Here is a 25,430-nt window from a genome sequence, read left to right on the forward strand (position 1 = left end):
ATTTCCTTTTACGATTAAGGTCGTTTGGACTATGGAGAAAAAGAATGTATTTATCGATATAAAGTAGTATAGGGATTTTTGGGACCCGATCTAACGGGTGCTGTTGACTATAAATGATTGTTCAGGGGGAATACCGATTTGAGAATCCATATTATGAACCTGCAAGATGGAGACCGTCTAACTGCGGATACATTCAGCGAAGCGGGATTACACGTTCTGGGTCAGGGTACTGTGATCAAAAGTGAAGATATCACCTTGCTGATGCAGCACCGCGTAGACTATGTGGATATTGAACCACGCGAGGAAGAGATCACGGAAGCGGAATTCTTTGCTGCTGCAGCAAAATTTGCATCTGGAGCAAGCACAAGCACCAAGGAAGAACCGCCTGAAGAAGAAATGAAATCTCAATTTATACAAACTGTACATAACTATCAATCTGCGTTTCTCGAAGCACTGACGGTGGGTAAGTTCAACGCAACCATGGTGGACGATGCGCTTCAACCGATGGTAGAGGGATTGGACGAGCAAAAGGATGTCGTACATCTCCTGATGATGCTGGAACGGGATGATGTCAATAACTACACGCATTCCATTCAGGTTGGGCTGTTATCATTTTACCTGGCCAACTGGCTTGGTTATTCCCAAAAAGAAAGTTATCAGATCAGTCGTGGTGGCTATCTTCATGATATCGGCAAATGCAAGGTATCCCATCGGATACGCAACAAGATGGAACCGTTAACCGCAGATGAACAGCTCGAATTGCAGCGTCACACGATCTATGGACATGATATTATCAAAAGTTCCATGACGGATGAAGCTACAGCGCTGGTAGCTCTTCAGCATCATGAACTGGAGGATGGTACCGGATATCCGATGCAACTGAAGAAAGGCGAAATCCATCCATACACACAGATCGTATCTGTCGCTGACATATACATCGGGATGAGATCGGGCAGTCACGGAAGCAGCAATCCGAACCTGATCAACAACTTGCGCGATATTTATGCGATGGGATTCGGCAAATTGAATGAGAAGCCGGTTCAGGCCTTGATGCAGCATCTGCTTCCTAATTTTATTGGCAAACAAGTACTGCTGAGCAACGGCGAGCGGGGTGTTATTGTCATGAACAATACTTCCGATATTTTCAAACCACTGATCAAGGTGGAATCGGAACAATATCGTGATCTGTCCAAAGAACGCACACTTGCCATTAATGAATTAATTATCTAAGTTTGAATAACGAATGAATTCATACCGAAAACGGGCCTCCTGTACGATGACAGGGGACCCGTTTTTCATTTATATGACGCACTGCGTTGTTCTTCATGGTGACCAGGAGTATACTTTTGCAAAGACCTTAATCTTCCTTTTTAGGAAACAGAAGCGGAAAAGGAGAGATCGTCCTTGATTGAAGTGGTAACCGAGATTACAATTCATGCCCCGATTGAGCGGTGTTTTGACTATGCGCGGGATATTGATATTCATACCCGGACGGTCTGGAAACATACCCGTGAGCAGGCTGTAGCGGGTGTGACAACGGGCAGAATTGGTGAAGGCGATACGGTAACTTTTGAAGCAAGCCATTTCGGGATAAGGCAGAAGCTGACTTCCCGGATCGCCGAGTACAATCGGCCATATCTTTTTGTGGATCAGATGGAGAAAGGTGCTTTCAAGAGCATGAGACATGAACACAGCTTCAGCAAGCTTGGCGAGCAGACCACTTGTATGAGAGACACACTGAGATTTGAAGCTCCCCTTGGTGTTCTGGGTTGGGTTGCAGAGCGAATGGTACTCAAGAGGTATATGCTGGCTTTCCTGGAGAGCCGTAACTTGAAGCTAAAGACGTTACTAGAGAATAGATAGAGCTGATCTGTCAGGAGGAGATGATGTTTGATGGAAAACGAATATTTTGTAGGTTGGGGTACACTTGCTCTTATTAATGCCGGACTTGCTCAGGGAAAAAACAGAAGTGGTCGTAACTGGTTTCTGATTTCCCTGTTATTTGGTCCGTTAGCCACGCTGTTTATCGTGGTATGGAATAAGCTGGATTAAGTTTATTTATTGATCCGAATTCCGATGAATATACCGGTCAATGGTCCAGAACAGAAGCGCAGCGGCACTCACGCCTGCACCCAGCCAGCAAACGCCAGTCCAACCTGCCCATGCGTACACTTGAGTAGAAGCAATGGAGCCGGTAGCACTTCCAATTGAATAAAAGATCATGTAAGCGCCTGTCAAACGGCTCTGCGCCTCAGGACGGACTTCATAGATCAGACTCTGGTTGGTGACATGTACGGCCTGCACGGCAAGGTCCAGCATAATTACTCCAGCTACAAACAGCCATACAGAGTGGTGAACATAGCCTATGGGCAGCCAGGAAAGAAGCAATATGATAAGAGCAACGCCCGTCGTCTTTTGACCCAATCCCCGATCAGCCAGTCTTCCAGCACGTGCAGCAGCCAGCGCACCAGCAGCTCCCGCAAGACCAAAGGCTCCGATAGCAGTATGTGACAGGGAAAGGGGTGGAGCGCTAAGCGGCAGCACCATGGAAGTCCACAGGATGCTGAAGGCTGTGAAGATCAACGTGGCGAGAACGCCGCGTGTTCGCAGAATAGGCAGCTCCCGGTATAGTTGCAGGACAGAAACGATTAATTGGGTATAGGTGAGTTTCTCTCGCTTGGGTTCGTGTTTGGGCAGTACAAGAAACAGGGCGATAATCCCCAGTAATGTCAGACTGGCAGAGAAGAGATAGACCGATCTCCAGCCAATCCAATCGTTTAAGGTGCCTGCTATGGTTCGCGCCAGTAATATACCGATGACGATTCCGCTTGTGACCAGACCGACGATACGCCCTCGTTCAGATGGTGCAGCCAGGGAGGCGGCAAAGGCAACGAGTGTTTGTGTAATCACGGCAAGCAACCCGATCGCAGCCATTCCAATAAATAGAACCTGGCTGGATGATGAGGTACCGACAGCAATCAGGGCGATTACCGATAAAAGCATCTGGATCATGATCAGCTTGCGCCGATTCAATAGATCACCAAGAGGGACGAGTAATAACAATCCGAGGGCGTAACAAATCTGCGTTACGGTAATAACGATGCCAATGGATGAATGCGCGATATTGAACTCGTCCGCAATGGAGTCGAGCAAAGGCTGGGCATAATAAATGTTGGCTACCGCCAGTCCGCTGCACAGGGCAAATAACAGCGCCACAAGGCGGGACATACTCGTTCGTCCTTCGCTTAAGGGATGTGCTTGATGAGATGCATTTTGCATGAATGATTCACCTTTCTGTATTCGAATGTGGGAAGTAGGGAAGCAGAAAGAACACTGTTGAATATAAATATACCGATCAGTACATTATAATTCGGAATAAACATACTTCACGCTTTCACACGATGTCAAGAGTTGAAGTGGAATGTTTAATTTTCTTTTTATAAATTGAGATGAAATTGACATGGGAATGGGATGTAGATTAAAATAGTTATATACTGATCGATACACAAAGGGGGTGAATACATGGTTAGACAACGGGAATTTGATACGGATCAGGCACTGGAAGCGGCAATGCAGATTTTTTGGGATAAGGGATTTGAAGCGACATCCCTAAGTGATTTGACAACAGTCATGGGGATTCAGCGCCCCAGTCTATATGCGGCTTTTGGTGACAAAAAGGAATTGTTTGAAACGGCACTTCGCAGATATACGACTTTGCATGCTGCTCAGGTCAGATTCAGGCTTCAACATACATCCTCTGTAAAAGAAGCCTTCCATGCTTTATTTGAACATATCGGAGCAGAAGGGGATGTGACAGATGCTCGTCACGGCTGTTTTTGCATCAATACGATGGTTGAACTGGCTCCGCATGACCCCAAATTCGCTGTTCTGACACGCGAGCACCAGATGTATCTGGCGGCGATTTTCAAGGAGACGATTGAACGGGGGCAGGAAACAGGGGAATTGTCTAACGACCTTGACGCAAATGATCTCTCAAAATCTCTGGTGGTATCGATGATTGGATTGACCGTAATGATGAAATCGGAGCCGGATCGCTCATTTGTGCAGCAGAGTATTAAGGTTACGTTATCGTTGTTAGAAGGATGAGGGAGCAATTTCATTTTTAGAAAGGGTGTTCATATGGAGCGTTATATTCATAGGATCTACCTTGTCGTTTTATACATTATAGGTGTGCTGCTAACAACGTACGGTGGGATGGGGATCATCGAGTTCAGTTTGATTGTAATTGCCGTGCTTGCTTTTATTGCTATTGTGGGTTCCCTGACAGAGAATAATCAATCGAAATTGGATACGATTTTTGCGAAAATACGGTCCTTGTTTCTAGTAGCGATGGCCATTTTGATCACGGCGTTGCTTTTCAAACTGTTTTGATGTGAAAGAGAGAAGCGGGAGCGTGTTCCTGCTCTTTTTTGTGTCTGAGGACATTGGGCAGATCGGGTCTGAGTTGATACAATACAGATAGGGTATAGATAAAATTAGGATGTATCATATGATTTACATATGCGAGAAACATGTTAAACCTTGTTCGATGATGCACATATTGAGGAGGAGATTCAACCATGCAGACGAAGTTGCGTTGTGCCATATTGGATGATTATCAGAATGTAGCCCTTTCTTCAGCAGATTGGACTCCTATCCTGGATCGGGTTGAAGTTCAGACGTTCAATAATTACATGGGATCAGAAGAGAAGGTCGTTCAGGAACTGCAGGATTTTGAGATTATTGTCTTGATGCGTGAGCGTACACCTTTTCCTGAATCTGTGATAACTCAATTACCCAATCTTAAGCTTCTTGTTACAAGCGGCATGCGCAATGCCTCCATTGACCTCCAGGCTGCGGAAGAAAGCGGTGTAATCGTGTGCGGCACGGAAGGCAGCTCGAACCCTCCGACTGAACTCACATGGGCGCTGATACTGGGTCTGTCCAGACAACTGGTAACTGAAAATAACGCACTGCGTTCCAATCGGAATTGGCAGAGTACAGTTGGCATGGATTTGTACGGAAAGACATTGGGATTGCTCGGACTAGGCAAGATTGGCAGCCGGATGGCAGAGATTGCCCATGCCTTTGGCATGGACGTGATCGCCTGGAGTGAGAATTTGACACAGGAACGAGCGGAGGAACAGGGCGTCCAATGGGCAGAGACCAAGGAACAGCTGCTGGAACAAAGCGATATTGTTTCCATCCATCTAGTGCTTAGTGATCGGACACGTAATCTGATCGGACGAGCCGAGCTGCAACGGATGAAAAATACCGCTTTATTGATCAATACGTCCCGTGCAGGCATTGTGGATCAAGAGGCGATGGTCGAAGCTTTACAGAAGGAGTGGATTGCCGGGGCGGGCCTGGACGTATATGAACAGGAGCCTCTTCCTGTGAATCATACGTTGCGTACACTGCCCAATCTGCTGGCAACACCGCACCTGGGTTATGTGACTCAAGGCAACTATGCCATTTATTTTAACCATACCGTAGAGGATATTGAGATGTTTATGAAAGGAACACCGATCAGACAATTGCATTCGAAGAAGTAATTGCTCGGAGGTGGGTTTGAGATAAAAAGGTGTGAATGAAGATAAAAAAAAGGTGTTTCTCAGGACGGAATTTATTCCTGGTGAACACCTTTTTTGTGTTTATCGATGGTTGGGACTGTCCATTACATCCGGTGTTTTCGCAATGATTCTTATGCGCGTGGTCCTTGTGAAGATGAGCGGATCATGGCTACGCTGGACTCGCGCACAATTAACCGTGGTTCAAATTGAATATGCTCGTAATCCGTGGTGCTCATCTCTCGAATCCGTTTTAACAGCAATTCCGTTGCAAGTCTGGCCACTTCTTCGCCCATGATCGAGACTGAACTGATCTGCGGAGACGTAACGGTAGTCCATTGGTTGTTATCAACACCCACAACAGCGATATCTTCAGGGACACGAACGCCGAGTTCTTTAAACCGATTTACCAGTCCGATGGCGACCATATCGTTAATCGCGTATACGGCATCTGGCATGTGAGTCAGCCCATAGAAATAATCCGCTGCATTAGCCCCCGTATTCAATGAAAAATCTTCTCCGAAGTAAACAAGCGAGATGTCTACATGTCCGAGCGCCTGCTCATAAGCCCGATAACGCTCTTCGATAATATCTTTCGGAGCACCAGCGTATGCAATGCGGGTCCGGCCAATCTTAATCAGATGTTCCATCACCAGTTTCCCTTCAGGCTGTGAAAGAGAAACAACATCTGCTTTCATGCCGGGGTCCAGCTTTTTACCGTAATTGATCATGGAAATGGGAAGAGGAGCTTTATCAATTAAGCCAGGCAACGTTTTGGGATAAGCCAGAGGCATGAAAACAAGTCCGTCCACGTGCAATTTTTTGATCGTACGAATGGTTTCCAGTTCCGTTCGTGCATTACCCGCCGTATTGATTTGAACCACATGATACCCGTGCTGCTTCGCCGTTTGTTCAACAGACCAAGAGATCTCGGGAATGATGGCATTGCGTATGTCAGGTACAACCAGTGCGATCTGATGCGTCTGGCGTATTTTCAAACTCTGGGCAGAGGTATTGGGGACAAATCCAAGCTCCTCAATGGCCTGCAAGACTTTATCCCGTGTTTTGTTGCTAATGCCTTCGGAATTGTTAATGGCTCGGGAGACGGTAGCGATACCTACACCTGCAAGTTCTGCAACGTCCTTGATCGTAACCTTCTGATCTTTACTCACGTTTAGTTAACCTCACTTCATCGGAAACGATTCCGAATTTTGAAAATATGTACGAATGGAATGTCAATCCTATACCTTGATTATAACATTTGAGCCAACAAGTATCTCGTGAATACGATTGAAAGTTCAGAGATGTCTGTTGGGTTTCCCAAAAGAACCTAAGGGGAGTTGAGATAAATAGCGTATTATTCTATATCCATTGAATTAAACATTTACACGAGAACGGAGAGGAAGCCACAGAGCAAAAACTTTAGATATATTGAAAACGCTGACATTTCACCAGAATTATCGACGTAAAATTCATAAGATAGACATATGTGTGACAAATTATGTTTGACAGCCTATTTAAAATGTGACATATTTAACTTACGGAAACGTTTCCGATTATATCAAAAATTATGATCTGGGAGATGAAACAAATGAAAGCATTGCGTTGGCATGGAGTAAAAGATTTGCGTCTCGAAAATATTGATGAACCCCGCCCTGAACAGGGGAAGGTTAAAATAAAAGTGGAGTGGTGTGGGATCTGTGGCAGTGACTTGCACGAGTATACTGCTGGCCCAATCTTCATTCCGGCTCAAGCGCCGCATCCGCTAACAGGGGAACAAGCACCTGTTGTGATGGGGCATGAATTTTCAGGACAAGTCGTTGAAGTAGGAGAAGGTGTGACACGTTTTCAGGCAGGTGACCGCGTAGTGGTCGAACCGATTTATGCATGTGGTCATTGTGAAGCCTGTAAACAGGGGAAATACAATTTGTGCGATCAGATGGGTTTCTTGGGCCTGGCTGGTGGAGGAGGAGGTTTCTCAGAGTATGTAACAGCTGAGGAATATATGGTGCACGCCATTCCTGATTCCATCTCGTACGAGCAAGGAGCGTTGGTGGAGCCTTCCGCAGTAGCTCTTCATGCGGTTCGTCAAAGCAAGCTGAAAGTCGGCGACACTGCCGCTGTTTTTGGTGCGGGTCCTATCGGGTTGCTGGTTATTGAAGCGTTGAAAGCTTCTGGCGCATCGGATATTTATGTCGTGGAATTATCCAAGGAACGTAAAGCCAAAGCGGAAGAACTTGGTGCCATTGTTATTGACCCTACACAATACAATGTGGTGGACGAAATTCATGCACGTACGCAAGGCGGCGTAAATGTAGCTTATGAAGTAACGGGTGTACCGCGCGTACTGCAACAAGCGATTGATTCAACGCGTATTGGCGGTGAATTGATGATCGTCAGCATTTTTGAACAGGAAGCACCGATTGTGCCAAACTCCATTGTCATGAAGGAGCGTACGGTCAATGGCATTATCGGTTACCGTGACGTATTCCCGGCTGTGATTAGCCTGATGGCTAAAGGTTTCTTCCCAGCTGACAAGCTGGTAACCAAACGAATCAGCCTGGACGAAGTGGTGGAGCATGGATTTGAAGCACTGCTGAAAGAGAAAAACCAGGTTAAAATTCTGGTAAAAGCAGAGTAAATTTACCAAGCCATACAACAAGACAATTTAATAGGGTGGAAGTCAACGAATGGCAACAGTCACCCAGTTGAAGTTCAACTTGAGCTGTTGCGTAAGTGGTAGGCGCCACAACGAATGAATGACAAATAGACAACGCATCTTCGGATGCGATTGTCTATTTTTTTTGCACAGAGCGGGCGGAATTTGTTGCAAGTACATTCCATTTTACATAATATAAAAAGATACAATTTGTATCATTTTGATATAAAGGTGTTATCTCATAAAAAATGAAGGAGGAAGCGGACATGCAGAGGAATACGAAGTGGGCAGCCGTGATTTTGACGATTGTTGCAGGCATGGGCTGGCTGCTTATGGGGAATTCGAAACCCAAAAACAATGTTTCAACCGATCAGCAGCCGACTGCCGAACGGGCACTTGCCAAGGTGTCTAGCACGCCTATCACATCAGCCGATGTGACGTCCAAGATCGAGTTGCTTGGAAAACCTTTTAAGAAAGCACCGTATGCCAATAATGTCTGGGACTTGCAGCTGTACAGAGGGAAAATATATATGGGTCATGGGAACAGCAGTAATTTGGGTGTTTCACCTAATGCGGGTCCTATTCCAGTCATTTATTACGATACAGCCCATCCCAAATTTATAACCCAGTCCGTCACCAGTAGTAATCCGAGCATCGTTCCTTCGACCAAATTGTACGTGGATGAGGAACAGATTGACATTTATAAAGTGCTGAACGACAAATTATATATTCCCGGAAATGATTCGGATGGTGAGCAGTGGGATATGGGAAACTTCTACCGGTTAGATGGAGATGTATGGACAAAGTATCGCAATCTGCCGCTAGGTGTACACGTATATGATTTGGCGTCCTATCAGGGCAAACTGTTCGCAGCGCTGGGCACCGAGCAGAAACCTACTGTATTAATCTCTCATGATCAAGGCGAAACATGGCAAAAATTCGCGACCATCAACACGTTTGGCTTCAGGGCATATACGTTATTTGAAATCAAGGGCAAATTATATGCATCAGGCATGATGTATCCTGCCAATAAAATTTGGGGTGATAAAACCAATATATTAGAGATTAATGAGAAGTTTGAAAAGAAAGATGTCGTCATCTATGGTAGCAAAATGCTCCCAGGCTTATCCTACCAAACCGGCACAGTGCCGTATAATAAAATAGGGAAAAACATTAATTTCAACAATAAGCTGCTTTATATTGCCGGAGGGGTATTCAATGATGGGCAGCTATTACCCAAATCCTTGAATGTCATGACCGACATTAATCAGGCAGTACGCGTCATTTTGCCAGATACTCAAGCTCTTCCTACGGATCTACTGCTTCGGGACGGGAAAGTCTATGTGCTTACCTACACACGCAAAAGTGCGAATCTCTATATAAACCGGGTGTATCAATCGACAGATCTGAACACATGGAATGAAATTCTCCGTTTTAACCAAGACACGTACGCCAGGTCTTTTGAAGAACACGAAGGTGATTTCTACTTTGGGCTGGGCACAGACCCGGATGTTCTATCCACTTCATCAGGCAAACTGCTCAGAGTTAATCGCAATGATATTCCTGTTAATTCTAATTAATTTGAAGGAAGATTATGGATTATATACTATGCTTCATCCACATTTTTGGTTACAGAGAGGGCGGTTTTGGGTTAAAAGTAGGGCAGGCTGAAATCGTAGAACTTCTTAGAAGAAGCTACATTGAACTTGCTCTATTTTTTTGTGCAAGAAAGTTTACATGTTTTCTTCCAATCTGATCGTAAAGGAGCAATACACAATGAATGTACCGTCAGCTTTGTTTAAACCATTCACCTCGGACAAGCTTAACCTGTCCAACCGGATCGTCATGGCGCCTATGACTCGTGGATTTTCACCCGAAGGAGTACCCGGACCAGAGGTCGTGGAATACTATCGTCGCAGAGCAGCCGGAGGTGTAGGGCTGATCATTACGGAAGGAACGGGCATTAACCACCCCTCATCCATTAGTGGCGCAAGCATTCCGTTGTTCCATGGCGAAGAATCACTGCAGGGTTGGGCGAATGTAGTCAAGGCTGTCCATGAGGCAGGTGGCAAAATCATGCCACAATTATGGCATGTGGGTACTGCCCGCCGTTCAGGTGATCTGCCCAATGCAGAAGCTGAGCCGGTAGGCCCATCGGGAATAAGCATGGCAGGTGAACCTGAGAGAGAACATTTGTCAGAGGACGAGATCAAGGGTATTATCCAGGCGTATGCCCAAGCTGCAGCTGATGCGCAGCGTATCGGTTTCGATGGTATTGAGCTTCACGGGGCTCATGGCTACCTGATTGATCAATTTTTCTGGGAGCAGACCAATCGTCGTACGGATAAATACGGAGGCGATCTGGCACAACGCACGCGTTTTGCAGTTGAAGTTATTGAAGCATGCCGTGCTGCAGTAGGTCCTGACTTCCCGATCGTACTTCGTTTCTCCCAATGGAAAATGGGGAACTACGATGCACGGCTGGTGGAAACGCCAGAACAACTGGAGCAATTCCTTGCACCCCTCACGGCGGCAGGTGTAGATATTTTCCACTGCTCCACCCGTCGATTCTGGCTGCCGGAATTTGATGGTTCAGAGCTGAATCTTGCAGGCTGGACACAGAAAATAAGTGGCAAGCCGGCGATCTCCGTTGGATCAGTAGGGCTTGAAGCGGAATTCGTGGACAGAGCGAACGAAAACCAGGGAACGGGTGACGCTCATCTGGATCAGTTGAACGCGAAAATGGAGAATAATGAATTTGACTTGATCGCGTTGGGGCGTGTACTGCTTAGTGATCCGGAATGGCCAAACAAAGTTCGCGAAGGACGCCAGTCCGAAATCGTTCCGTTTACAACAGAAGTGTTGAAAACACTCTATTAAAAGAGTAATCTTTAAGGCTTCGTAAAGAACAAATGCCAACAGCAACGAAAACCAACGACTACAACAACGAAAATAAAACATATTGCCGCCGAAAGGCGGCTTTTTCACCTCACTATAATAATAATTTCAACATATGAAAAATTCACAACAGTAAACCGTTTTTCGCACCGCTGATACCTTATCTCATCCCCCCCAATCACACACGCCCAAGGAATAACACCATGAGATACCACACTTTAACCCCACAAGGGGAAAATTTTTTTGCGTCATTCAGGCTGCATCTTAAGAATTTGTACTTGGGCTGTCTCCATTTTGAAAATGAACCACCTTATGATAAGGTTATGCCTGAACCACACTCAGCCTGAATGACAACAACTCTTAAGGAGGATGACTATCCTTGTATTACCATAATCGCAAGTTAAAAAACAAACACATAAACATGCTTCAAATGTTGTTCCTGCTATTCGGAATAGTCCTGCTCTTATCCGCATGTGGGCAGTCACAGAAGCCTTCCTCGTCAGAGCAAAATAACAATAATGCCGGAACGGAGACGAATGCGAATTCAAACGCAGGTGCAGAAGATCAGAATGGTCAGGATGATCAACAGAATACAGTGCCTACGCAGGAAGAGAAAGATCCGGTACAAGAGCAGCTCGACCAATTGTCTTTGGATGAGAAGATCGGACAAATGATTCTGGCGGGTGTTCAGGGAACCACTTTGGATGCTCAAGCGAAACAGATGATCACGGATCAGAAGGTGGGAGGGATTATTTTCTATGCCAATAATGTCTCAACCGTGCCAGGAACAGCAAACTTCGTACAATCCATCAAGGATGCCAATCGTTCCAATCCGGTTCCAATTTTCATGAGTGTGGATCAGGAGGGTGGCAAAGTTAGTCGTATGCCGGAAACGGTTGAGACTATACCCTCCAATGGGAAAGTGGGCAAGACGAAGGATGCTGATTTGGCTGAAACGATGGGCAAATTGTTAGCAAGACAAATTCAACTGGTAGGTTTTAACGTCGATTTTGCTCCAGTGCTGGATGTAAACAGTAATCCGAATAACCCGGTGATAGGGGATCGTTCATTTGGAAGTTCAGCCAGTCTGGTCTCCCAAATGGGTATAGCCGAAATGAAAGGGGTGCGCAGCGAAGGGATTATTCCGGTGGTGAAGCATTTTCCCGGTCACGGAGACACGTCAGTGGACTCCCACTTGGATCTGCCTGTCGTGAACAAAACGGAACAGCAACTTGCCCAGCTGGAGTGGATTCCGTTTGAGGCAGCGGTGAAGGAACAGGTGGAGGCGGTTATGGTAGCCCATATTCTGTTTCCGAAGCTGGATCCCGACCATCCGGCCTCCTTGTCGGACGTCATTATTGGTCAGCAGTTGCGTGGCAAATTCAAGTATGACGGTGTGGTCATCACTGATGATCTGAGCATGGGCGCGATCGCGAAAAATTATAAGCTGAACGATGCTGCCGTGGCGACGGTTCAGGCAGGGAGCGATATTCTGCTGGTAGCTCACAGTTATGAGAGTGCCAAGACTATTTTTGATACGCTGAAGAGTGCGGTGAAGTCAGGAAAAATTTCAGAATCTCGAATTAATGAAAGTGTATATCGAATTCTGGCTTTGAAACAGAAGTATAACTTGTCCGATGAGCAGCAGCCATCTGGAGATTTGAAGCAGCTGAACGCTGACATTGTGGATTGGCGCAAGAAGGTCGATGCCCGATAGTACCCACCTGTGTTATGATTTTGGAAAGAGAATTGCATATTCCATTATGACAGGTTAGAGGTGAGACCTTTTTATGTATACGATAATGATTATTGAAGATGATCCGAAGATTGCGGGTTTACTTCAATCCCATATCGAGAGATATGGTGACAGGGCCGTTGCGGTTGAGGATTTTGAGCAGGTCGTCCAGCAGTTTGAACAGATTAAGCCGCATGTCGTGCTGCTGGATATCAACTTGCCGAGTTACGATGGGTTCTATTGGTGTCGCCAAATTCGCTCCATCTCCACTTGTCCGATTATTTTCATCTCGGCCCGTAGTGGCAAGATGGATCAGGTCATGGCGCTGGAGAATGGTGCGGACGATTATATTACGAAGCCGTTTGAGCATGAGATTGTCATGGCCAAAATTCGAAGTCAGCTGCGCCGGGTGTATGGCGATTACGCTGCGCGTCATGAAGAGCGAAAGGTGGAGCTGGATGGATTAACTGTTTATCTGGAAAGATTGGAGATGGAGCTCGGTGACCGCAAGATACAGCTGACCAAGAAAGAAACCATTTTGCTGGAGACGTTGCTGCGTCGGAGTCCCAAACTGGTTAGCCGTGAAACCATCTTGGAAAAGCTGTGGGATGATTCCTTTGTGGATGATAATACACTTAGCGTGAATGTGACCCGAGTTCGTAAACGGTTGACTGAGCTGGGAATTACAGATGCGCTGGAGACGGTACGAGGTTCGGGTTATCGACTCAACAGTAATTGGAAGGCATCGTCACCCTCATGAAGTTGTTTATCAAAGAACATATTGTACTGACTTGTTGGGTAATCGTTATGCTGTTCACCGTGGTTGCGGTCTTCTGGTACGACGGCTATGACCACTGGTTAACGGCCGCGTATGCGGTATCTCTGGGGTTAGTCCTATATGCAGCCTATCTCATTTATCGGTATCTGTCCCATCGCATGTTTTATTCCCGGATGTCCCATCGAATGAATGATCTGAAAGAATTTGTTCCACTGAATGAGCCCGCGCCCTTGCCGCAGGCATTGTCAGAACTGCTGGACTCACAGTACGGTCATTATCATGCGCATCTGCATCGTCTGGAACAGCGTCAACAGGAATACCTGACTTTTATGAATCAATGGGTTCATCAGATGAAGACACCGTTGTCCGTCATTGAACTGACGGTTGAGGATCAGGAGGATGAGGACGCCCGTTTCATCAGCATTCGAGAGGAAGCAGACCAGATGAGACGAGGGCTGGAAACCGTGCTATACATGGCGCGGCTGGAGACATTTGAACAGGATTTCAGTGTGGAACCGATATCCCTCAAGGCCGCCGGAGAAGAAGCCATCCATGAGCTGAAACGGTTCTTCATTCGCAATCACGTATATCCCGAGATGAAAATTGATTCTGCGTTAATGGTCCAGTCGGATGCGAAGTGGATTCGGTTTGTCCTCGTACAGCTGTTATCCAATGCCATCAAGTACTCTTCCGGGGGAAAAGCGCAAAAGGTAACCATTCAGGCTTACGAATCCAGACGATCCATCATTCTTGAAGTGAAGGATCAGGGAGTGGGTATTCCCAAGTCGGATCTTAACCGAGTGTACCAGCCTTTTTTCACCGGAGAGAATGGGCGACATTTTAAAGAATCCACGGGGATGGGACTGTATATTGTGAAGGATGTCCTGACACGAATGAATCATCAGATTGACCTTACATCCGTTCAGGGAGAAGGGACAACGGTAACCATTACATTTGAAACCTAAATATAAAGCGCATAATGCGGAATGAAATGAGAAGACGTCTGGTGCCCTGATAGGGATCGGCGTCTTTCTCGTTTTCTACATATGAGAGGATGATTGTCGGATAGTGAGACTGTATAACCTTACAATAATGTCATGAAGATGAAAGGTTAATCCATAGGAGAATGGTCGAAACTTCGATAGACTGAAGTCAGAAAGTAGAGAACGACCTCGAATGGCGAAGAAGTTCAGTTCAACGTGGTTTAATTCAAATTCGAAATCTAAAAGGAGCCATTAACCTATGGAGATATGTTCAGTGAAACAGATTAGCAAAATTTATAAAGGGATCGTGTCATACGAAGCCTTGTCAGGAATTGATCTCAGTATTCAGGAGGGTGAATTCGTCGGCATCATGGGTCCATCAGGCAGCGGTAAAACAACGTTGCTAAACATGATTTCAACCATTGACCACCCGACTTCAGGGGAATTGCAGATTGCAGGAAAGAACCCGTTTGAACTGGATCACGATGAACTTGCTCTGTTCAGACGCCGAGAGCTGGGATTCGTATTTCAGTCGTTTAACCTGCTCAACACACTCACGGTAAAAGAAAATATTGTCCTGCCGCTTACGCTCGACGGAGTATCGGTTGAGGAGATGAATGAACGTGTCGATCGACTCGCAGAGAAACTTGGCATTGCCTCTCTGCTGAACAAACGCACGTATGAAATTTCCGGAGGTCAGGCCCAGCGGACAGCAATCGCACGAGCCCTGATCCATTCTCCCAAGCTGGTGCTGGCTGATGAGCCTACAGGAAATCTCGATTCGAAGGCAGCGCGTGATGTAATGGAGATGCTGGAGCGTCGCAACCAGGAAGATCGGGCCACTATGCTGCTGGTCACGCATGACGCTGTTGCGGCAAGTTATTGCAGCCGGGTTGTATTTATTAAGGATGGACGACTGTACAACGAAATTCACTATGGAGATAACCGATCAACGTTTTATCAGCGAATCATCAACGTATTATCCCTGATGGGAGGCTCAGGACATGAATTTTCGCCAGTTCGCCATTAATAATGTTGTTCGGAACAAACGAATTTATCTGGCTCATTTCCTGAGCAGTACGTTTTCCGTCATGATCTTTTTTACGTATGCGCTGCTTTTGTTTCACCCGGATCTGAAGGATGGACTGAAGGGTTCAAGTGGGACAGTGACCATGCTTGCGAATCAGGGATTTTTGATTGCTGAAATCGTTATTTTCATCTTTTCGTTTCTGTTTCTACTCTATTCCGTAGGTTCATTTCTCAAGACGCGCAAAAAAGAATTCGGCATATTTCAAATCATTGGCATGACACGTAAACAGATGAACCGACTGTTATTCATGGAGAACTTGTGCATTGGACTCGCTGCCATTGTGGCAGGCGTTGGATTAGGAATGATCTTTGCCAAGCTGATCCTGTTGATCTGCGGTTCGATGCTGGCTGTGGAGGAAAGTCTTCGATTCTATTTTCCATTAAAAGCAATCGCACTTACTGTCGGAGCATTTCTGCTGCTGTTTGTTGTGATTGCGCTGAGCTCGTCTCTGCTAATGCGAAAAGGGTCATTGATTGACCTTGTAAAATCAGAGGAAAAACCAAAACCCGAGCCAAAGGCCTCTCGTCTTTTAGCACTTCTCTCCGTCATACTCATTGGGGGTGGATATGCAGGTGTATTTGCCTTTGTATGGATCACATACTCCTTCCCTTTGCTGTTTGGCAGTGTGGTTTTGGTTATTGCAGGCACGTATCTGTTATTCACCCAACTTAGTGTGTATGCCATTCGGGCGCTTAAAGGCAATAAGCGTTTGTTTTTCCGCAAAACGAATTTGCTGTTTCTGTCCGAACTTACCTATCGAATGAAAGATAATGCCGTCATGTTTTTTATGGTAAGTGTGATCTCGGCTTCTGCCTTTACAGGCATTGGCACGATGCTGGCGATCGGCGATCCGGGATTGTCATCGATGTCAAATCCATATGCGTTTACCTACCAAAATTCATGGGATACACCTGGCGCAGAACGGCACATCAGGAAGATCGAGGAGACATTGATCGATAATGAGGTTCCGTACCAGAAAGGTAGTTATACTCCGCTGTTTGATGACGAGGGGAACTATATCATCAAACTAAGTGAATATAATCATCTTGCCAAGGCGCTCGGTTACCAAGAGCGAACTCTCGAGAATGTGAACGATTCCTTTATGACTCCAGGCAATCTTACGAGTCGCAAGACATTACGAGCAGAAGCCGGGCAGGGTTCAACTGAGAAAAATATCAGTATGTGGGAAGTTCAGGAAAAGGTCAGATTAACAACACCTGCAACCGATATCGTCATCCCTGTTGAATTCAAAAGGGAAGTTTATGTGGTATCCAATGAGCTGTACGACAAGATGAATAGGGAATTTAATATTCAAATCGAGGCTGATGAAAATTATTATCCCGATAGAAAGACGCAATTTGTTGTGACAGATTGGATGGGGACGCGGAAGTTTGCGCCGGATCTGATTGAATCCATTCAAAATGACTCAAGTAATCGGGGCTACTTCGAGATCAGCGCTCTCGTGCTGGATTGGCTTAATTCCAAACAAACCAATGGCATTATCCTTATTCTGAGTGGATTGATTGGCATCGTCTTTTTTACCTTTGCTGCAAGCTTTACCTACTTCCGGTTATATGCAGATCTGGAACGGGATGAAGAGCAGTACCGCATGATTGGTAAGATGGGACTGAGTCGGCCGGAGCTTCGCAACATCGTAACCAGACAGCTGCTGTTAATGTTTTTCTTGCCAATCGTCCTGGCCATTATCCACAGCTCCGTGGCCTTTGTTGCATTACAGCAGTTAGTAGATTTCTCCGTCATGGGTTATACTTTGCGCATTTTCCTGGTATTTGCTTCCATGCAGATTCTGTTCTTCCTGCTGGTACGCTGGCGTTATCTTCGCAATATGTATGCCAAACTGATCTAACATAATTTTAATAGAACAGGCATCGGACCTTAGGTTCGGTGTCTGTTGACTTTTTCCTCGAAAGCAAAGTACTATTTCAATAGATACAGTATGTATCATTTCGATGTAGCTTGACTCTTGAAATGAATAAAACCATCAACACTATTGAGTTTCCTAGCCTTTCTAACTGAGAAGGAGGATTACAATTGAGCTTAACGATGTCCCGTGGACAAGCTTATCTGGAGCGGTTGAACGACGAACGGAATGTATGGCTGGATGGAGAACGTATTCGAGTAACAGAGCATTCTGCCTTCCGGGGAACCTTGCAAACGATTGAAGATCTGTTCAATCTGGTGGATGATGCGGACACGAGAGAGACAGTGGCTTATTGGGATGAGCAGACGAATGGATATGTACACCAGGCTTTTCGAGTACCCCGTAGTGCTCAGGAGATCAGCAGCAGGGCGGCAGCCTTTCGATTGTGGTCTGATCGCACCTATGGTGTAATGAGCCGTCTCTCGGATTACGCCCGGTCCCGCCTGACCGGATGGTATGCCACACGGGATGCAATGGCTGTATATGACCCGGCATATGGTGGTAAAATCGCTGCCTATTATGAGGAGGCAAAACGGAAGGATGCCTTCCTGACCATAGTCCAGCGTGACCCGCAGATTAACCGCGCTCTGCCCGTTGGGGAAGATGAAGATGCAATGCTGCGAATCATTCGTACCAATACGGAGGGCGTTGTCCTTCGTGGGGCCAAGATGGTGGCGACTGCTGCTCCATATGCGGACGATATCATTGCATATCCGATTCAGCGCATTCCCGGACATCGCCCGGAATTGGCGCATATGGTTATTGTGGCAGCAGGAAGTCCAGGATTACATATGGTATGTAGAGAATCTTTTGCAACTTTAGAGTCAGATACTGCTCATCCGCTCAGTAGTCAGTATGATGAGATGGATGCTGTATTATTTTTTGACGATGTGTTTGTACCTTGGGAGCGTGTACTGCTGCACAACAATCCGGAAGCGGTATGGCAGATTCGCTGCAACGTGGCATCCTCCAGTCTGGCTTACCATCAGAGCATTATTCGGCTGCATTCAAAGCTGGAATTCATTACAGCCATCACGTCTTCCGTTGCCAAGGAGATTGGAGTGGATTCCTTCCTGAATGTACAGGAACAGCTCGGGGAGATGATCAGCCAGATGCATACGATTGAAGGACTCATCATCGCATCCGAGGCTCAGGCTGCACCGGATATTCATGGAAACTGGCTGCCATCATTCAAATATATCGAAACAGCCCGTAATCTGGGGAACCGTTATTACCCGCGTGCTGTTGAGATTTTGAAGACGATTGCCGCAGGTGGCCTTATTCAGATCCCTTCATGGAAGCAGGAGCTCGAAGGAAGTATCAGCCCCATGATGAACAAGTATCTTGGAGGCGTAACGATGCAGGCACCAGAAAAGATTCGGTTATTCCAGCTCGCCTGGGAGCTGACAGGAAGTCCGCTGGGAGCCAGACATGATCTGTATGAACGTTTCTATGCCGGTGACCCGGTGCGCAATCGGGCGAGTCAGTATGTGCAATATGATAAGGACCGATTATATGCCCGGGTTGAACCCTGGTTACGTAGCCAGTGATGAATGGTACTGAAACTTTACTTATTTTAGCTTTATATTTGAAGCTCTGGCCTGATGCCCGGGCTTTTTATTTAGGTTATCTTTAGAAATGGTTTAGATTGATTTAAGAGACGTAGTATATAGTAGTAACGTATAGACATATGAACAATAACAAATGAATGTACGGATACGAATTCGTTTGAAAACTGAATTTATTGAAATAGGAATGAGAGGATTCGCATGAGATACACACTATTAATTGCAGATGACGAACCCGAAATTGTGGAACTGCTTCAGTTGTACCTCGAGAAGGATTACAACATTGTGACAGCCGTTAATGGGGTAGAAGCGCTGGAGTGTATCCATTCAACTCAGATTGATCTGGTCATACTGGATATTATGATGCCTGTAATGGATGGACTCCAGTTGATCAAACAAATCAGGACCACACATCATATGCCTGTTCTGTTCCTGTCGGCCAAAAGCCAGGACCACGACAAAATCCTTGGACTCGGACTGGGTGCAGACGACTACATCTCCAAACCTTTTAATCCTTTGGAGATTGTCGCCAGAGTGGAAGCTTTGCTCAGAAGAGTCAATCAATTTGATGCACCTGACGTGCCTGCTGCCAAGGAGTTAAATCTTGTGCTGGGTGAACTCAGGCTTGATCGATCCCAATGTATCCTTTTTCGCTCGGGCAAACCTGTGACATTGACTTCTACAGAGTACAAAATCGTGGAGCTTCTGCTGGAGCAGCCAGGCCGTGTCTTTACCCGAAAAAAAATATACGAAGCCGTCTGGGGAGATTATTACGCTCACGAGGACAGCACGATAATGGTACATATCAGTAACATTCGGGAGAAGATCGAGCGCGACTCCAGGCAACCGGAATATTTAAAAACGATAAGGGGACTGGGATACAAAATTGAAGCGCCCATGGAAAGCTAGAGAAAAGAGACTATTGCAAACGTCCCTGACACTGGACTTTTTGCTTTTTAACTTCTTTTTGTTGTTACTGGTAGCCATCGTGTACATTATCATTAATCTGGATGTGGTCGATTTCCGCATTTCGGATCAGGTCGTGGATCCTGATCTGAATGTGGAGGCACATGTGTATGTGACCGAACTGGAGAACGAGTGGCTGTCCGGAAGTTCCGATGAGGCCAATAATACCGAGATTCAGCGTCTCAAGGACAGCGGGGGATGGATTGAAGTGCTGGATGCGGAGCGGAAGGTCATTCGTTATATCGGGGACAAGCAGGATACGTTCACTCAATACAGTGAAGCCGAGCTATATGCAGGACTCGAAAACCGAAACGAACAGCCATACTACTACTCCATTAGTCCGCTTTCAACAGAGGGAGCTGCAAAGTACGTTTTGCTGAAGATTCCGCGTGACTTGGTCAGTGTGCGAATTAATGATAATCAGCTGATTACCAATTTGAAGCATCCGTTATCGTTTTACATTATGATCGGAATCGGATTGGTCTTGCTGCTGATATTTGTTTACAGCTATTGGGTCGCCCGGCGAATCAAAAAGCCGCTGAGTATTCTCTCTCTAGGTCTTACCCAGATGATCCAGGGGAATTATAGTACGCGCATGTCCATCTCGGCAGAGAGGGAATTTGTCCAGATTGGAGAAACCTTCAATTATATGGCGGACGTCATTGAGAATACTTCTGCGGAGAAACGTTATGCCGAAGAAAGCAAACAGCGATTAATTGTGGATCTGTCGCATGATCTCAAGACCCCGATCACGAGTATTCAAGGATACGCCCAGGCTTTGGTGGAAGGGCGAGGGGAAGATAAGGACAGGCAGCAGCGATACCTGGGATATATCTACAACAAGTCCGTTCAGGTCGCGCGCATGATTCAGAATATGCTGGAATTGCTCAAAGTGGATTCACCTGACTTCCGTATGCACATTCAGCAGCGGGAAATCGGCGAATTTGTTCGTGAGATTATGGCGGATACGTATGGTGAGATTGAGCAGAACCATTTTGGCCTGCATGTGCTCGTTCCTGATGAAGAGATCTATGCGAGGTATGATCCGGAGCTCTTGTCCAGAGTAATTCAGAACCTGATTACAAATGCCTTGTCCTACAACCCGCGGGGGACGGAGCTGCGTGTGGAGTTAATCCCACTGGACAACCATGTGGTTATTGAGGTTGCTGATACCGGTGTGGGTATCCCTCAAGAGTTGTGGGCAACGATCTTTGATCCATTTGTACGCGGGGATGAGGCTCGTACGGGAACCGGGGGTACGGGGCTTGGACTGGCAATTGCGCGGCGGAACACCGAGAAAATGGGTGGACGATTGACGCTTTCCCGGCGTGGACGGGAGACGACGGTGTTCACTATACAGATTCCGAAATAAAGAACCGACATAAAGGATAAGGTTGACATAAACATGTTGTCATTCTGATCACCATTTGCAAAATGCTCATATAGAAAAGGTTAAGTGGAGGGGAAACTTTTTGTTCAAAGTAAATTCGTTTGTACGTTTCAGTATTGCACTGGCACTGATACTGATTAATATCTATCTGTTATCACGTGTCAGCTTTATTTTCCAACCGCTTGTTACCATGCTTACGGTGATTACCGTGCCGATGATGCTGTCCGTATTCTTTTATTATCTGCTGCGGCCGCTCGTCAATTACATGGAAAAAAAGAAGCTGAATCGCACACTCAGCATTTTGCTGATCTATCTGGTGTTTGGTATACTGTTCGCCCTGTTTATTATAGGACTATGGCCGTCACTACGCGAGCAGTTGATCAACCTGGTAGAAAACGCACCAAATCTGATCAATTCACTGAGTTTGCAGCTTAAAGAGCTGGAACAGAACGGTGTCATTACGGCTTTGTTCCCGGAAGGGTCGACCCCGTTTTCGCAGATTACGGATTACATTAACAAAGGCTTCACCTTTGTCACGAACTATGTGAGTGGATTCTTCTCACTCATCTCAAGCTTTGCGATTGTTCTGTTCACTTTCCCGATCATATTGTTCTACATGTTGAAGCAGGGCGAGAAATTTGGTCGTAAGCTGGTGCACATTGCACCAAAACGCTTCCAAAAAGACAGTCGTGACGTGGTGCTTGAGATCGATCAGGCGTTAAGCGGCTTTATCGTGGGACGAGTTCTCGTGAATCTGGCACTGGGTGTGCTGATGTATATCGGTTTCTTGATCATCGGTCTCCCGTATGCACTGCTGTTAACCGTAATTGCGGTTATTATGAACTTTGTTCCGTTTATCGGGGCGATCCTGTCTTCCGTTCCTATTGTCATTATGGGACTTGTGGTATCCCCTTCGGTTGCGATCTGGTCACTCATTATTATTCTGGTCGCACAGCAAATTCAGGATAATCTGGTTGCACCGTATGTATTCGGCAAAAAACTCGATATTCACCCGCTTACCACCATTATATTGGTGCTCGGTGCAGGGGACCTGGGCGGCATTATTGCCATTCTGATTATCATCCCTGTTTATATGATCGTTAAAATTATTTTGGTTCGAATCTATCAGCTATTCTTCAAGGACAAATGGCAAAATGCTTAAACATGTATAAATGATATAGAAGGAGTGGAAATCATGTCTGAAATCATCCCACAACCATACACTGAACCTGAGTATATTGAGCCGCAATCTGTTCAAATGGGCGCCATTCATATTTCCAATGATGTAGTATCCAAAATTGTTGGCATGGCTGCTCAGACTACAGAGGGAATATCCTCCATGTCTGTTGGTCTTACCGAAGGAATCGCCAAGAGCATCAGCGGAAAGAGCTTGCAAAAAGGGATTGACGTTGCGATAAAAGATGACCAGGCATCTATCCAACTGCGAATCAATGTTCAATTTGGCAAAAAGATGCATGAAGTCTGTCAGGAACTTCAACATAATGTGCAGCAAGCTGTCGAGCAATTAACAGGCATTATGGTGAATGAAATTAAAGTTCAAGTGGTAGGCGTGACCATGCAGGAGCAAGTTTAAAGCAAAACGAGCAGAACGAACGAATGGAATTCAGTCATAAACAGGTAGTGATATCCTGTGTAAAAATACAAAAACAGCACGTTCCCATTAGCTGCATAAATGGGAACGTGCTGTTTTGTGTTTGCGATAATACGTAGGGGCTTCGCCCATAACTTTTTTGAACATTTTCGAGAAAAGCAGCTGGTCGGCATATCCAACCGAACGGGAGATATCCCCAATGGTCAAAGCCGGGTCCAGCGTCAGCTCAGCCGCCCTGCGCATGCGGTAATTGACCAGATAAGACTGAATGCTGGTGCCCATCTTGTCTTTGAAGAGGGAACACAAGTAGCTGCGCTGCAACCCAACATGAGACGCAATGGACTGAACGGTTATGGAATTGGCATAATTAATCTCAATGAAATCCATTACCTGAGTGACATAGGTTTCTTTTGTATAGTCCTGGAACGGAATAGGTCTGTCCTCACTGGCCCGATCAATCAAAATGGAGAAAAACTGAAAGAGCAATCCCGTCATGCTGATCTCCCATCCCTTATGGGTGTTGCGAGAGCTAATCATGCGGTGCAGACAGGAGCGCATCTCGTCATCCTCATTGCCCATCTCAAAGATCGGATGGTGTTCGCACAAGCAAGCCTGCTGCAATAACGACGGGCAGGTGCTTCCTTGGAAAGCAACCCAGCTATACTCCCACGGGTCATTCTGATCTGCTTCATAATGAACGACCGAATGGGGGACGATCAGGAATCCCTGGCCTTTACGCAGCGTAACCTTTTTGCCTCCGACTTCGAAGGTACCTTTGCCGTCCAATATGTAATGGATTTTGTAATAATCCCGCATGGCCGGGCCGAAGTGGTGACCGGGTGCGCAAGCTTCTGTGCCGTAATGAAGGAGCTGCAGCTCCTGAAAGTGATTGTTTTTGCACATATACGTAATCAAGGCTATTCACTCCTGTTATGAGGTCGTTATACCTTGCATTTTAACATATAAAAGGTGGAAAGGAATCGTTTTATAAATATCATTTGATGAAGATACCAATCATTTTTCCATATCGTTGTAGTGAAATGCCATATCGTTTTACATGGAAAGTCTCTAAGATGAAAGGGTATTCAATAACTTTTACAGGAAAAGAGAGATTAACCATGCCTTATACAGCGAGTGAACAACGATACAGTGAAATGAAGTATGCACGCTCTGGCAGAACCGGAATCAAACTGCCGCAAATAGCCCTTGGCTTATGGCAGAACTTCGGTGGAAATCGCACCCTGGATATTCAGGAAGAGATGATCCTGCGCGCATTCGATCTGGGGATTAACCATTTCGACTTGGCCAACAACTATGGACCACCTCCAGGATCAGCCGAAGAGAATTTTGGTGTCATTTTCAAAAAACATCTGCGTCCTTACCGCGACGAACTGCTCATCTCAACCAAGGCGGGTTATCATATGTGGAACGGTCCATATGGCGAATGGGGTTCTCGCAAAAACCTCATTGCCAGTCTGGACCAAAGTCTCAGCCGGATGGGACTGGATTACGTAGATATTTTCTATCATCATCGTCCAGATCCGGAGACACCGATCGAAGAAACGATGACTGCGCTGGATCATATCGTTAGACAGGGTAAAGCTCTGTATGTAGGCTTGTCCAACTATGATGCCGAACAGACGAAAGAAGCAGTTACTATTTTGCGTCGTCTTGGGACACCTTGCCTGGTTCACCAGCCAAACTATTCGATGCTGCATCGCTGGATTGAGGATGGATTGCAGGATGTGCTGGATGAGCACGGCGTAGGAGCGATCGCATTCTGTCCGCTTGGCCGGGGACAGTTGACGAATAAATATGTGGACAAGATCAAGGAAGAGCGCGCCAATCCAACAGGCAATCTGAGAAAAGAAGCCTATACGGACGAACGGATCGCCAAGTTCGAAGCACTTCAGGCGGTTGCTGAACGTAGAGGTCAAACGATCTCCCAGTTGGCGCTGAACTGGATTTTACGTGGTAACCGAGTTACTTCTGCCTTGATCGGCGCAAGCCGTGTGTCCCAGATCGAAGAAAACGTAGCCTCACTTCAGGCACCAGACCTGACAACGGAAGAGCTGAGTGAAATCGAAAGCATCTTGAATGGCATCGGAAACTACGCTTGGTAAGATTGTAACGCAGAGATACGACTCTGGAAATTCAGAGTCATGTCTACGATGATTAAATGGATCCATTTGTTATAGATATGTTGGGATAACGAAGGTGTCTTCCTGTAGTCGGGAGG

23 protein-coding genes are annotated in these 25,430 nt (G+C 46.1%); 20 read left to right on the forward strand and 3 right to left on the reverse strand.

Features of this window, described 5'->3' with window-relative positions; genetic code table 11:
- Positions 1–138: 138 nt before the first annotated feature.
- The 3 genes from MKY42_RS13890 (at position 139) to MKY42_RS13900 (ending at position 2,052) form a co-directional block, all read left to right on the forward strand.
- Positions 139–1,230: an HD domain-containing phosphohydrolase gene (locus tag MKY42_RS13890; RefSeq protein WP_090896920.1), complete on the forward strand. Its 1,092-nt coding sequence runs from the start codon at positions 139–141 to the stop codon at positions 1,228–1,230.
- A 174-nt stretch (positions 1,231–1,404) separates the two neighbouring features.
- Positions 1,405–1,863 (forward strand): SRPBCC family protein, encoded by a 459-nt coding sequence (locus MKY42_RS13895; protein WP_339851807.1) that lies wholly within the window; start codon positions 1,405–1,407, stop codon positions 1,861–1,863.
- A gap of 30 nt (positions 1,864–1,893) precedes the next feature.
- Positions 1,894–2,052 (forward strand): hypothetical protein, encoded by a 159-nt coding sequence (locus MKY42_RS13900; RefSeq protein WP_175382611.1) that lies wholly within the window; start codon positions 1,894–1,896, stop codon positions 2,050–2,052.
- A 6-nt stretch (positions 2,053–2,058) separates the two neighbouring features.
- On the opposite strand, the gene MKY42_RS13905 is transcribed toward MKY42_RS13900, so the two are convergent.
- A complete protein-coding gene (locus MKY42_RS13905; RefSeq protein ID WP_339851812.1) occupies positions 2,059–3,279 on the reverse strand; it encodes an MFS transporter in 1,221 nt (406 codons plus the stop codon).
- Between the two features lie 243 nt (positions 3,280–3,522).
- Here MKY42_RS13905 and MKY42_RS13910 point away from each other — a divergent pair, with 243 nt between their 5' ends.
- The 3 genes from MKY42_RS13910 (at position 3,523) to MKY42_RS13920 (ending at position 5,555) form a co-directional block, all read left to right on the forward strand.
- The gene (locus MKY42_RS13910; protein ID WP_179265038.1) at positions 3,523–4,107 is read left to right on the forward strand and encodes a TetR/AcrR family transcriptional regulator; all 585 of its coding nucleotides are present in this window, start codon (positions 3,523–3,525) and stop codon (positions 4,105–4,107) included.
- A gap of 33 nt (positions 4,108–4,140) precedes the next feature.
- Entirely contained in the window at positions 4,141–4,392 is a 252-nt protein-coding gene (locus tag MKY42_RS13915) for a hypothetical protein (protein WP_179265037.1), read from the forward strand.
- 188 nt (positions 4,393–4,580) lie between these two features.
- A complete protein-coding gene (locus MKY42_RS13920; protein ID WP_090896937.1) occupies positions 4,581–5,555 on the forward strand; it encodes a D-2-hydroxyacid dehydrogenase family protein in 975 nt (324 codons plus the stop codon).
- 149 nt (positions 5,556–5,704) lie between these two features.
- On the opposite strand, the gene MKY42_RS13925 is transcribed toward MKY42_RS13920, so the two are convergent.
- Positions 5,705–6,742 carry a LacI family DNA-binding transcriptional regulator gene (locus MKY42_RS13925; protein ID WP_090896941.1) on the reverse strand — a complete coding sequence of 346 codons (1,038 nt, stop codon included), beginning with the start codon at positions 6,740–6,742 and terminating at the stop codon, positions 5,705–5,707.
- 419 nt (positions 6,743–7,161) lie between these two features.
- On the opposite strand from MKY42_RS13925, the gene MKY42_RS13930 reads away from it, so the two are divergent.
- The 13 genes from MKY42_RS13930 (at position 7,162) to MKY42_RS13990 (ending at position 23,173) form a co-directional block, all read left to right on the forward strand.
- Positions 7,162–8,211 carry a 2,3-butanediol dehydrogenase gene (locus tag MKY42_RS13930; protein WP_090896944.1) on the forward strand — a complete coding sequence of 350 codons (1,050 nt, stop codon included), beginning with the start codon at positions 7,162–7,164 and terminating at the stop codon, positions 8,209–8,211.
- Between the two features lie 284 nt (positions 8,212–8,495).
- Entirely contained in the window at positions 8,496–9,809 is a 1,314-nt protein-coding gene (locus MKY42_RS13935; RefSeq protein ID WP_179265036.1) for a hypothetical protein, read from the forward strand.
- 196 nt (positions 9,810–10,005) lie between these two features.
- Positions 10,006–11,109 carry an NADH:flavin oxidoreductase gene (locus tag MKY42_RS13940; protein WP_339851820.1) on the forward strand — a complete coding sequence of 368 codons (1,104 nt, stop codon included), beginning with the start codon at positions 10,006–10,008 and terminating at the stop codon, positions 11,107–11,109.
- 397 nt (positions 11,110–11,506) lie between these two features.
- Entirely contained in the window at positions 11,507–12,844 is a 1,338-nt protein-coding gene (nagZ, locus tag MKY42_RS13945; RefSeq protein WP_339851823.1) for a beta-N-acetylhexosaminidase, read from the forward strand.
- 73 nt (positions 12,845–12,917) lie between these two features.
- Positions 12,918–13,622, forward strand: a complete 705-nt coding sequence (locus MKY42_RS13950) for a response regulator transcription factor (RefSeq protein ID WP_053782085.1) — start codon at positions 12,918–12,920, stop codon at positions 13,620–13,622.
- Entirely contained in the window at positions 13,619–14,605 is a 987-nt protein-coding gene (locus MKY42_RS13955) for a sensor histidine kinase (protein WP_090896955.1), read from the forward strand. Before MKY42_RS13950 ends, MKY42_RS13955 begins: the two co-directional genes overlap by 4 nt.
- A 277-nt stretch (positions 14,606–14,882) precedes the next feature.
- A complete protein-coding gene (locus MKY42_RS13960; protein WP_090896962.1) occupies positions 14,883–15,653 on the forward strand; it encodes an ABC transporter ATP-binding protein in 771 nt (256 codons plus the stop codon).
- Positions 15,628–17,580 carry an ABC transporter permease gene (locus MKY42_RS13965; RefSeq protein WP_339851832.1) on the forward strand — a complete coding sequence of 651 codons (1,953 nt, stop codon included), beginning with the start codon at positions 15,628–15,630 and terminating at the stop codon, positions 17,578–17,580. Before MKY42_RS13960 ends, MKY42_RS13965 begins: the two co-directional genes overlap by 26 nt.
- Before the next feature lie 197 nt (positions 17,581–17,777).
- A complete protein-coding gene (locus tag MKY42_RS13970) occupies positions 17,778–19,205 on the forward strand; it encodes a 4-hydroxyphenylacetate 3-hydroxylase N-terminal domain-containing protein (RefSeq protein WP_339852897.1) in 1,428 nt (475 codons plus the stop codon).
- A 219-nt stretch (positions 19,206–19,424) separates the two neighbouring features.
- Positions 19,425–20,132, forward strand: a complete 708-nt coding sequence (locus MKY42_RS13975) for a response regulator transcription factor (protein WP_090896968.1) — start codon at positions 19,425–19,427, stop codon at positions 20,130–20,132.
- Positions 20,110–21,561, forward strand: coding sequence for a HAMP domain-containing sensor histidine kinase (locus tag MKY42_RS13980; protein WP_076291047.1), 1,452 nt, complete (start codon positions 20,110–20,112; stop codon positions 21,559–21,561). The genes MKY42_RS13975 and MKY42_RS13980 overlap by 23 nt, the downstream gene beginning before the upstream one ends.
- 100 nt (positions 21,562–21,661) lie before the next feature.
- Positions 21,662–22,741, forward strand: coding sequence for an AI-2E family transporter (locus MKY42_RS13985; protein ID WP_090896971.1), 1,080 nt, complete (start codon positions 21,662–21,664; stop codon positions 22,739–22,741).
- Positions 22,742–22,774: 33 nt separating this feature from the next.
- Complete coding sequence (locus tag MKY42_RS13990; protein WP_053782092.1) at positions 22,775–23,173, forward strand: Asp23/Gls24 family envelope stress response protein; 399 nt, start codon at positions 22,775–22,777, stop codon at positions 23,171–23,173.
- 87 nt (positions 23,174–23,260) lie between these two features.
- On the opposite strand, the gene MKY42_RS13995 is transcribed toward MKY42_RS13990, so the two are convergent.
- The gene (locus tag MKY42_RS13995) at positions 23,261–24,094 is read right to left on the reverse strand and encodes an AraC family transcriptional regulator (RefSeq protein WP_339851842.1); all 834 of its coding nucleotides are present in this window, start codon (positions 24,092–24,094) and stop codon (positions 23,261–23,263) included.
- 215 nt (positions 24,095–24,309) lie between these two features.
- Here MKY42_RS13995 and MKY42_RS14000 point away from each other — a divergent pair, with 215 nt between their 5' ends.
- Positions 24,310–25,314: an aldo/keto reductase gene (locus MKY42_RS14000; RefSeq protein ID WP_179265032.1), complete on the forward strand. Its 1,005-nt coding sequence runs from the start codon at positions 24,310–24,312 to the stop codon at positions 25,312–25,314.
- Positions 25,315–25,430: the final 116 nt, after the last annotated feature.

The sequence above is a fragment of the Paenibacillus sp. FSL W7-1088 genome (genome assembly GCF_037969855.1).
In the GTDB taxonomy this organism is placed as follows: Bacteria; Bacillota; Bacilli; order Paenibacillales; family Paenibacillaceae; genus Paenibacillus.

Bases quoted from the DNA above. Each gene is read 5' to 3' on its own strand.
- MKY42_RS13940 (WP_339851820.1), top strand. From the start codon at position 10,006: ATGAATGTACCGTCAGCTTTGTTTAAACCATTCACCTCGGACAAGCTT.
- MKY42_RS13920 (WP_090896937.1), top strand. From the start codon at position 4,581: ATGCAGACGAAGTTGCGTTGTGCCATATTGGATGATTATCAGAATGTA.
- MKY42_RS13915 (WP_179265037.1), top strand. From the start codon at position 4,141: ATGGAGCGTTATATTCATAGGATCTACCTTGTCGTTTTATACATTATA.
- MKY42_RS13955 (WP_090896955.1), top strand. From the start codon at position 13,619: ATGAAGTTGTTTATCAAAGAACATATTGTACTGACTTGTTGGGTAATC.
- MKY42_RS13970 (WP_339852897.1), top strand. From the start codon at position 17,778: ATGTCCCGTGGACAAGCTTATCTGGAGCGGTTGAACGACGAACGGAAT.
- MKY42_RS13975 (WP_090896968.1), top strand. From the start codon at position 19,425: ATGAGATACACACTATTAATTGCAGATGACGAACCCGAAATTGTGGAA.
- MKY42_RS13910 (WP_179265038.1), top strand. From the start codon at position 3,523: ATGGTTAGACAACGGGAATTTGATACGGATCAGGCACTGGAAGCGGCA.
- MKY42_RS13960 (WP_090896962.1), top strand. From the start codon at position 14,883: ATGGAGATATGTTCAGTGAAACAGATTAGCAAAATTTATAAAGGGATC.
- MKY42_RS13900 (WP_175382611.1), top strand. From the start codon at position 1,894: ATGGAAAACGAATATTTTGTAGGTTGGGGTACACTTGCTCTTATTAAT.
- MKY42_RS13930 (WP_090896944.1), top strand. From the start codon at position 7,162: ATGAAAGCATTGCGTTGGCATGGAGTAAAAGATTTGCGTCTCGAAAAT.
- MKY42_RS13995 (WP_339851842.1), bottom strand. From the start codon at position 24,094: ATGTGCAAAAACAATCACTTTCAGGAGCTGCAGCTCCTTCATTACGGC.
- MKY42_RS13935 (WP_179265036.1), top strand. From the start codon at position 8,496: ATGCAGAGGAATACGAAGTGGGCAGCCGTGATTTTGACGATTGTTGCA.
- MKY42_RS13950 (WP_053782085.1), top strand. From the start codon at position 12,918: ATGTATACGATAATGATTATTGAAGATGATCCGAAGATTGCGGGTTTA.
- MKY42_RS13965 (WP_339851832.1), top strand. From the start codon at position 15,628: ATGAATTTTCGCCAGTTCGCCATTAATAATGTTGTTCGGAACAAACGA.
- MKY42_RS13905 (WP_339851812.1), bottom strand. From the start codon at position 3,279: ATGCAAAATGCATCTCATCAAGCACATCCCTTAAGCGAAGGACGAACG.
- MKY42_RS13990 (WP_053782092.1), top strand. From the start codon at position 22,775: ATGTCTGAAATCATCCCACAACCATACACTGAACCTGAGTATATTGAG.
- MKY42_RS14000 (WP_179265032.1), top strand. From the start codon at position 24,310: ATGCCTTATACAGCGAGTGAACAACGATACAGTGAAATGAAGTATGCA.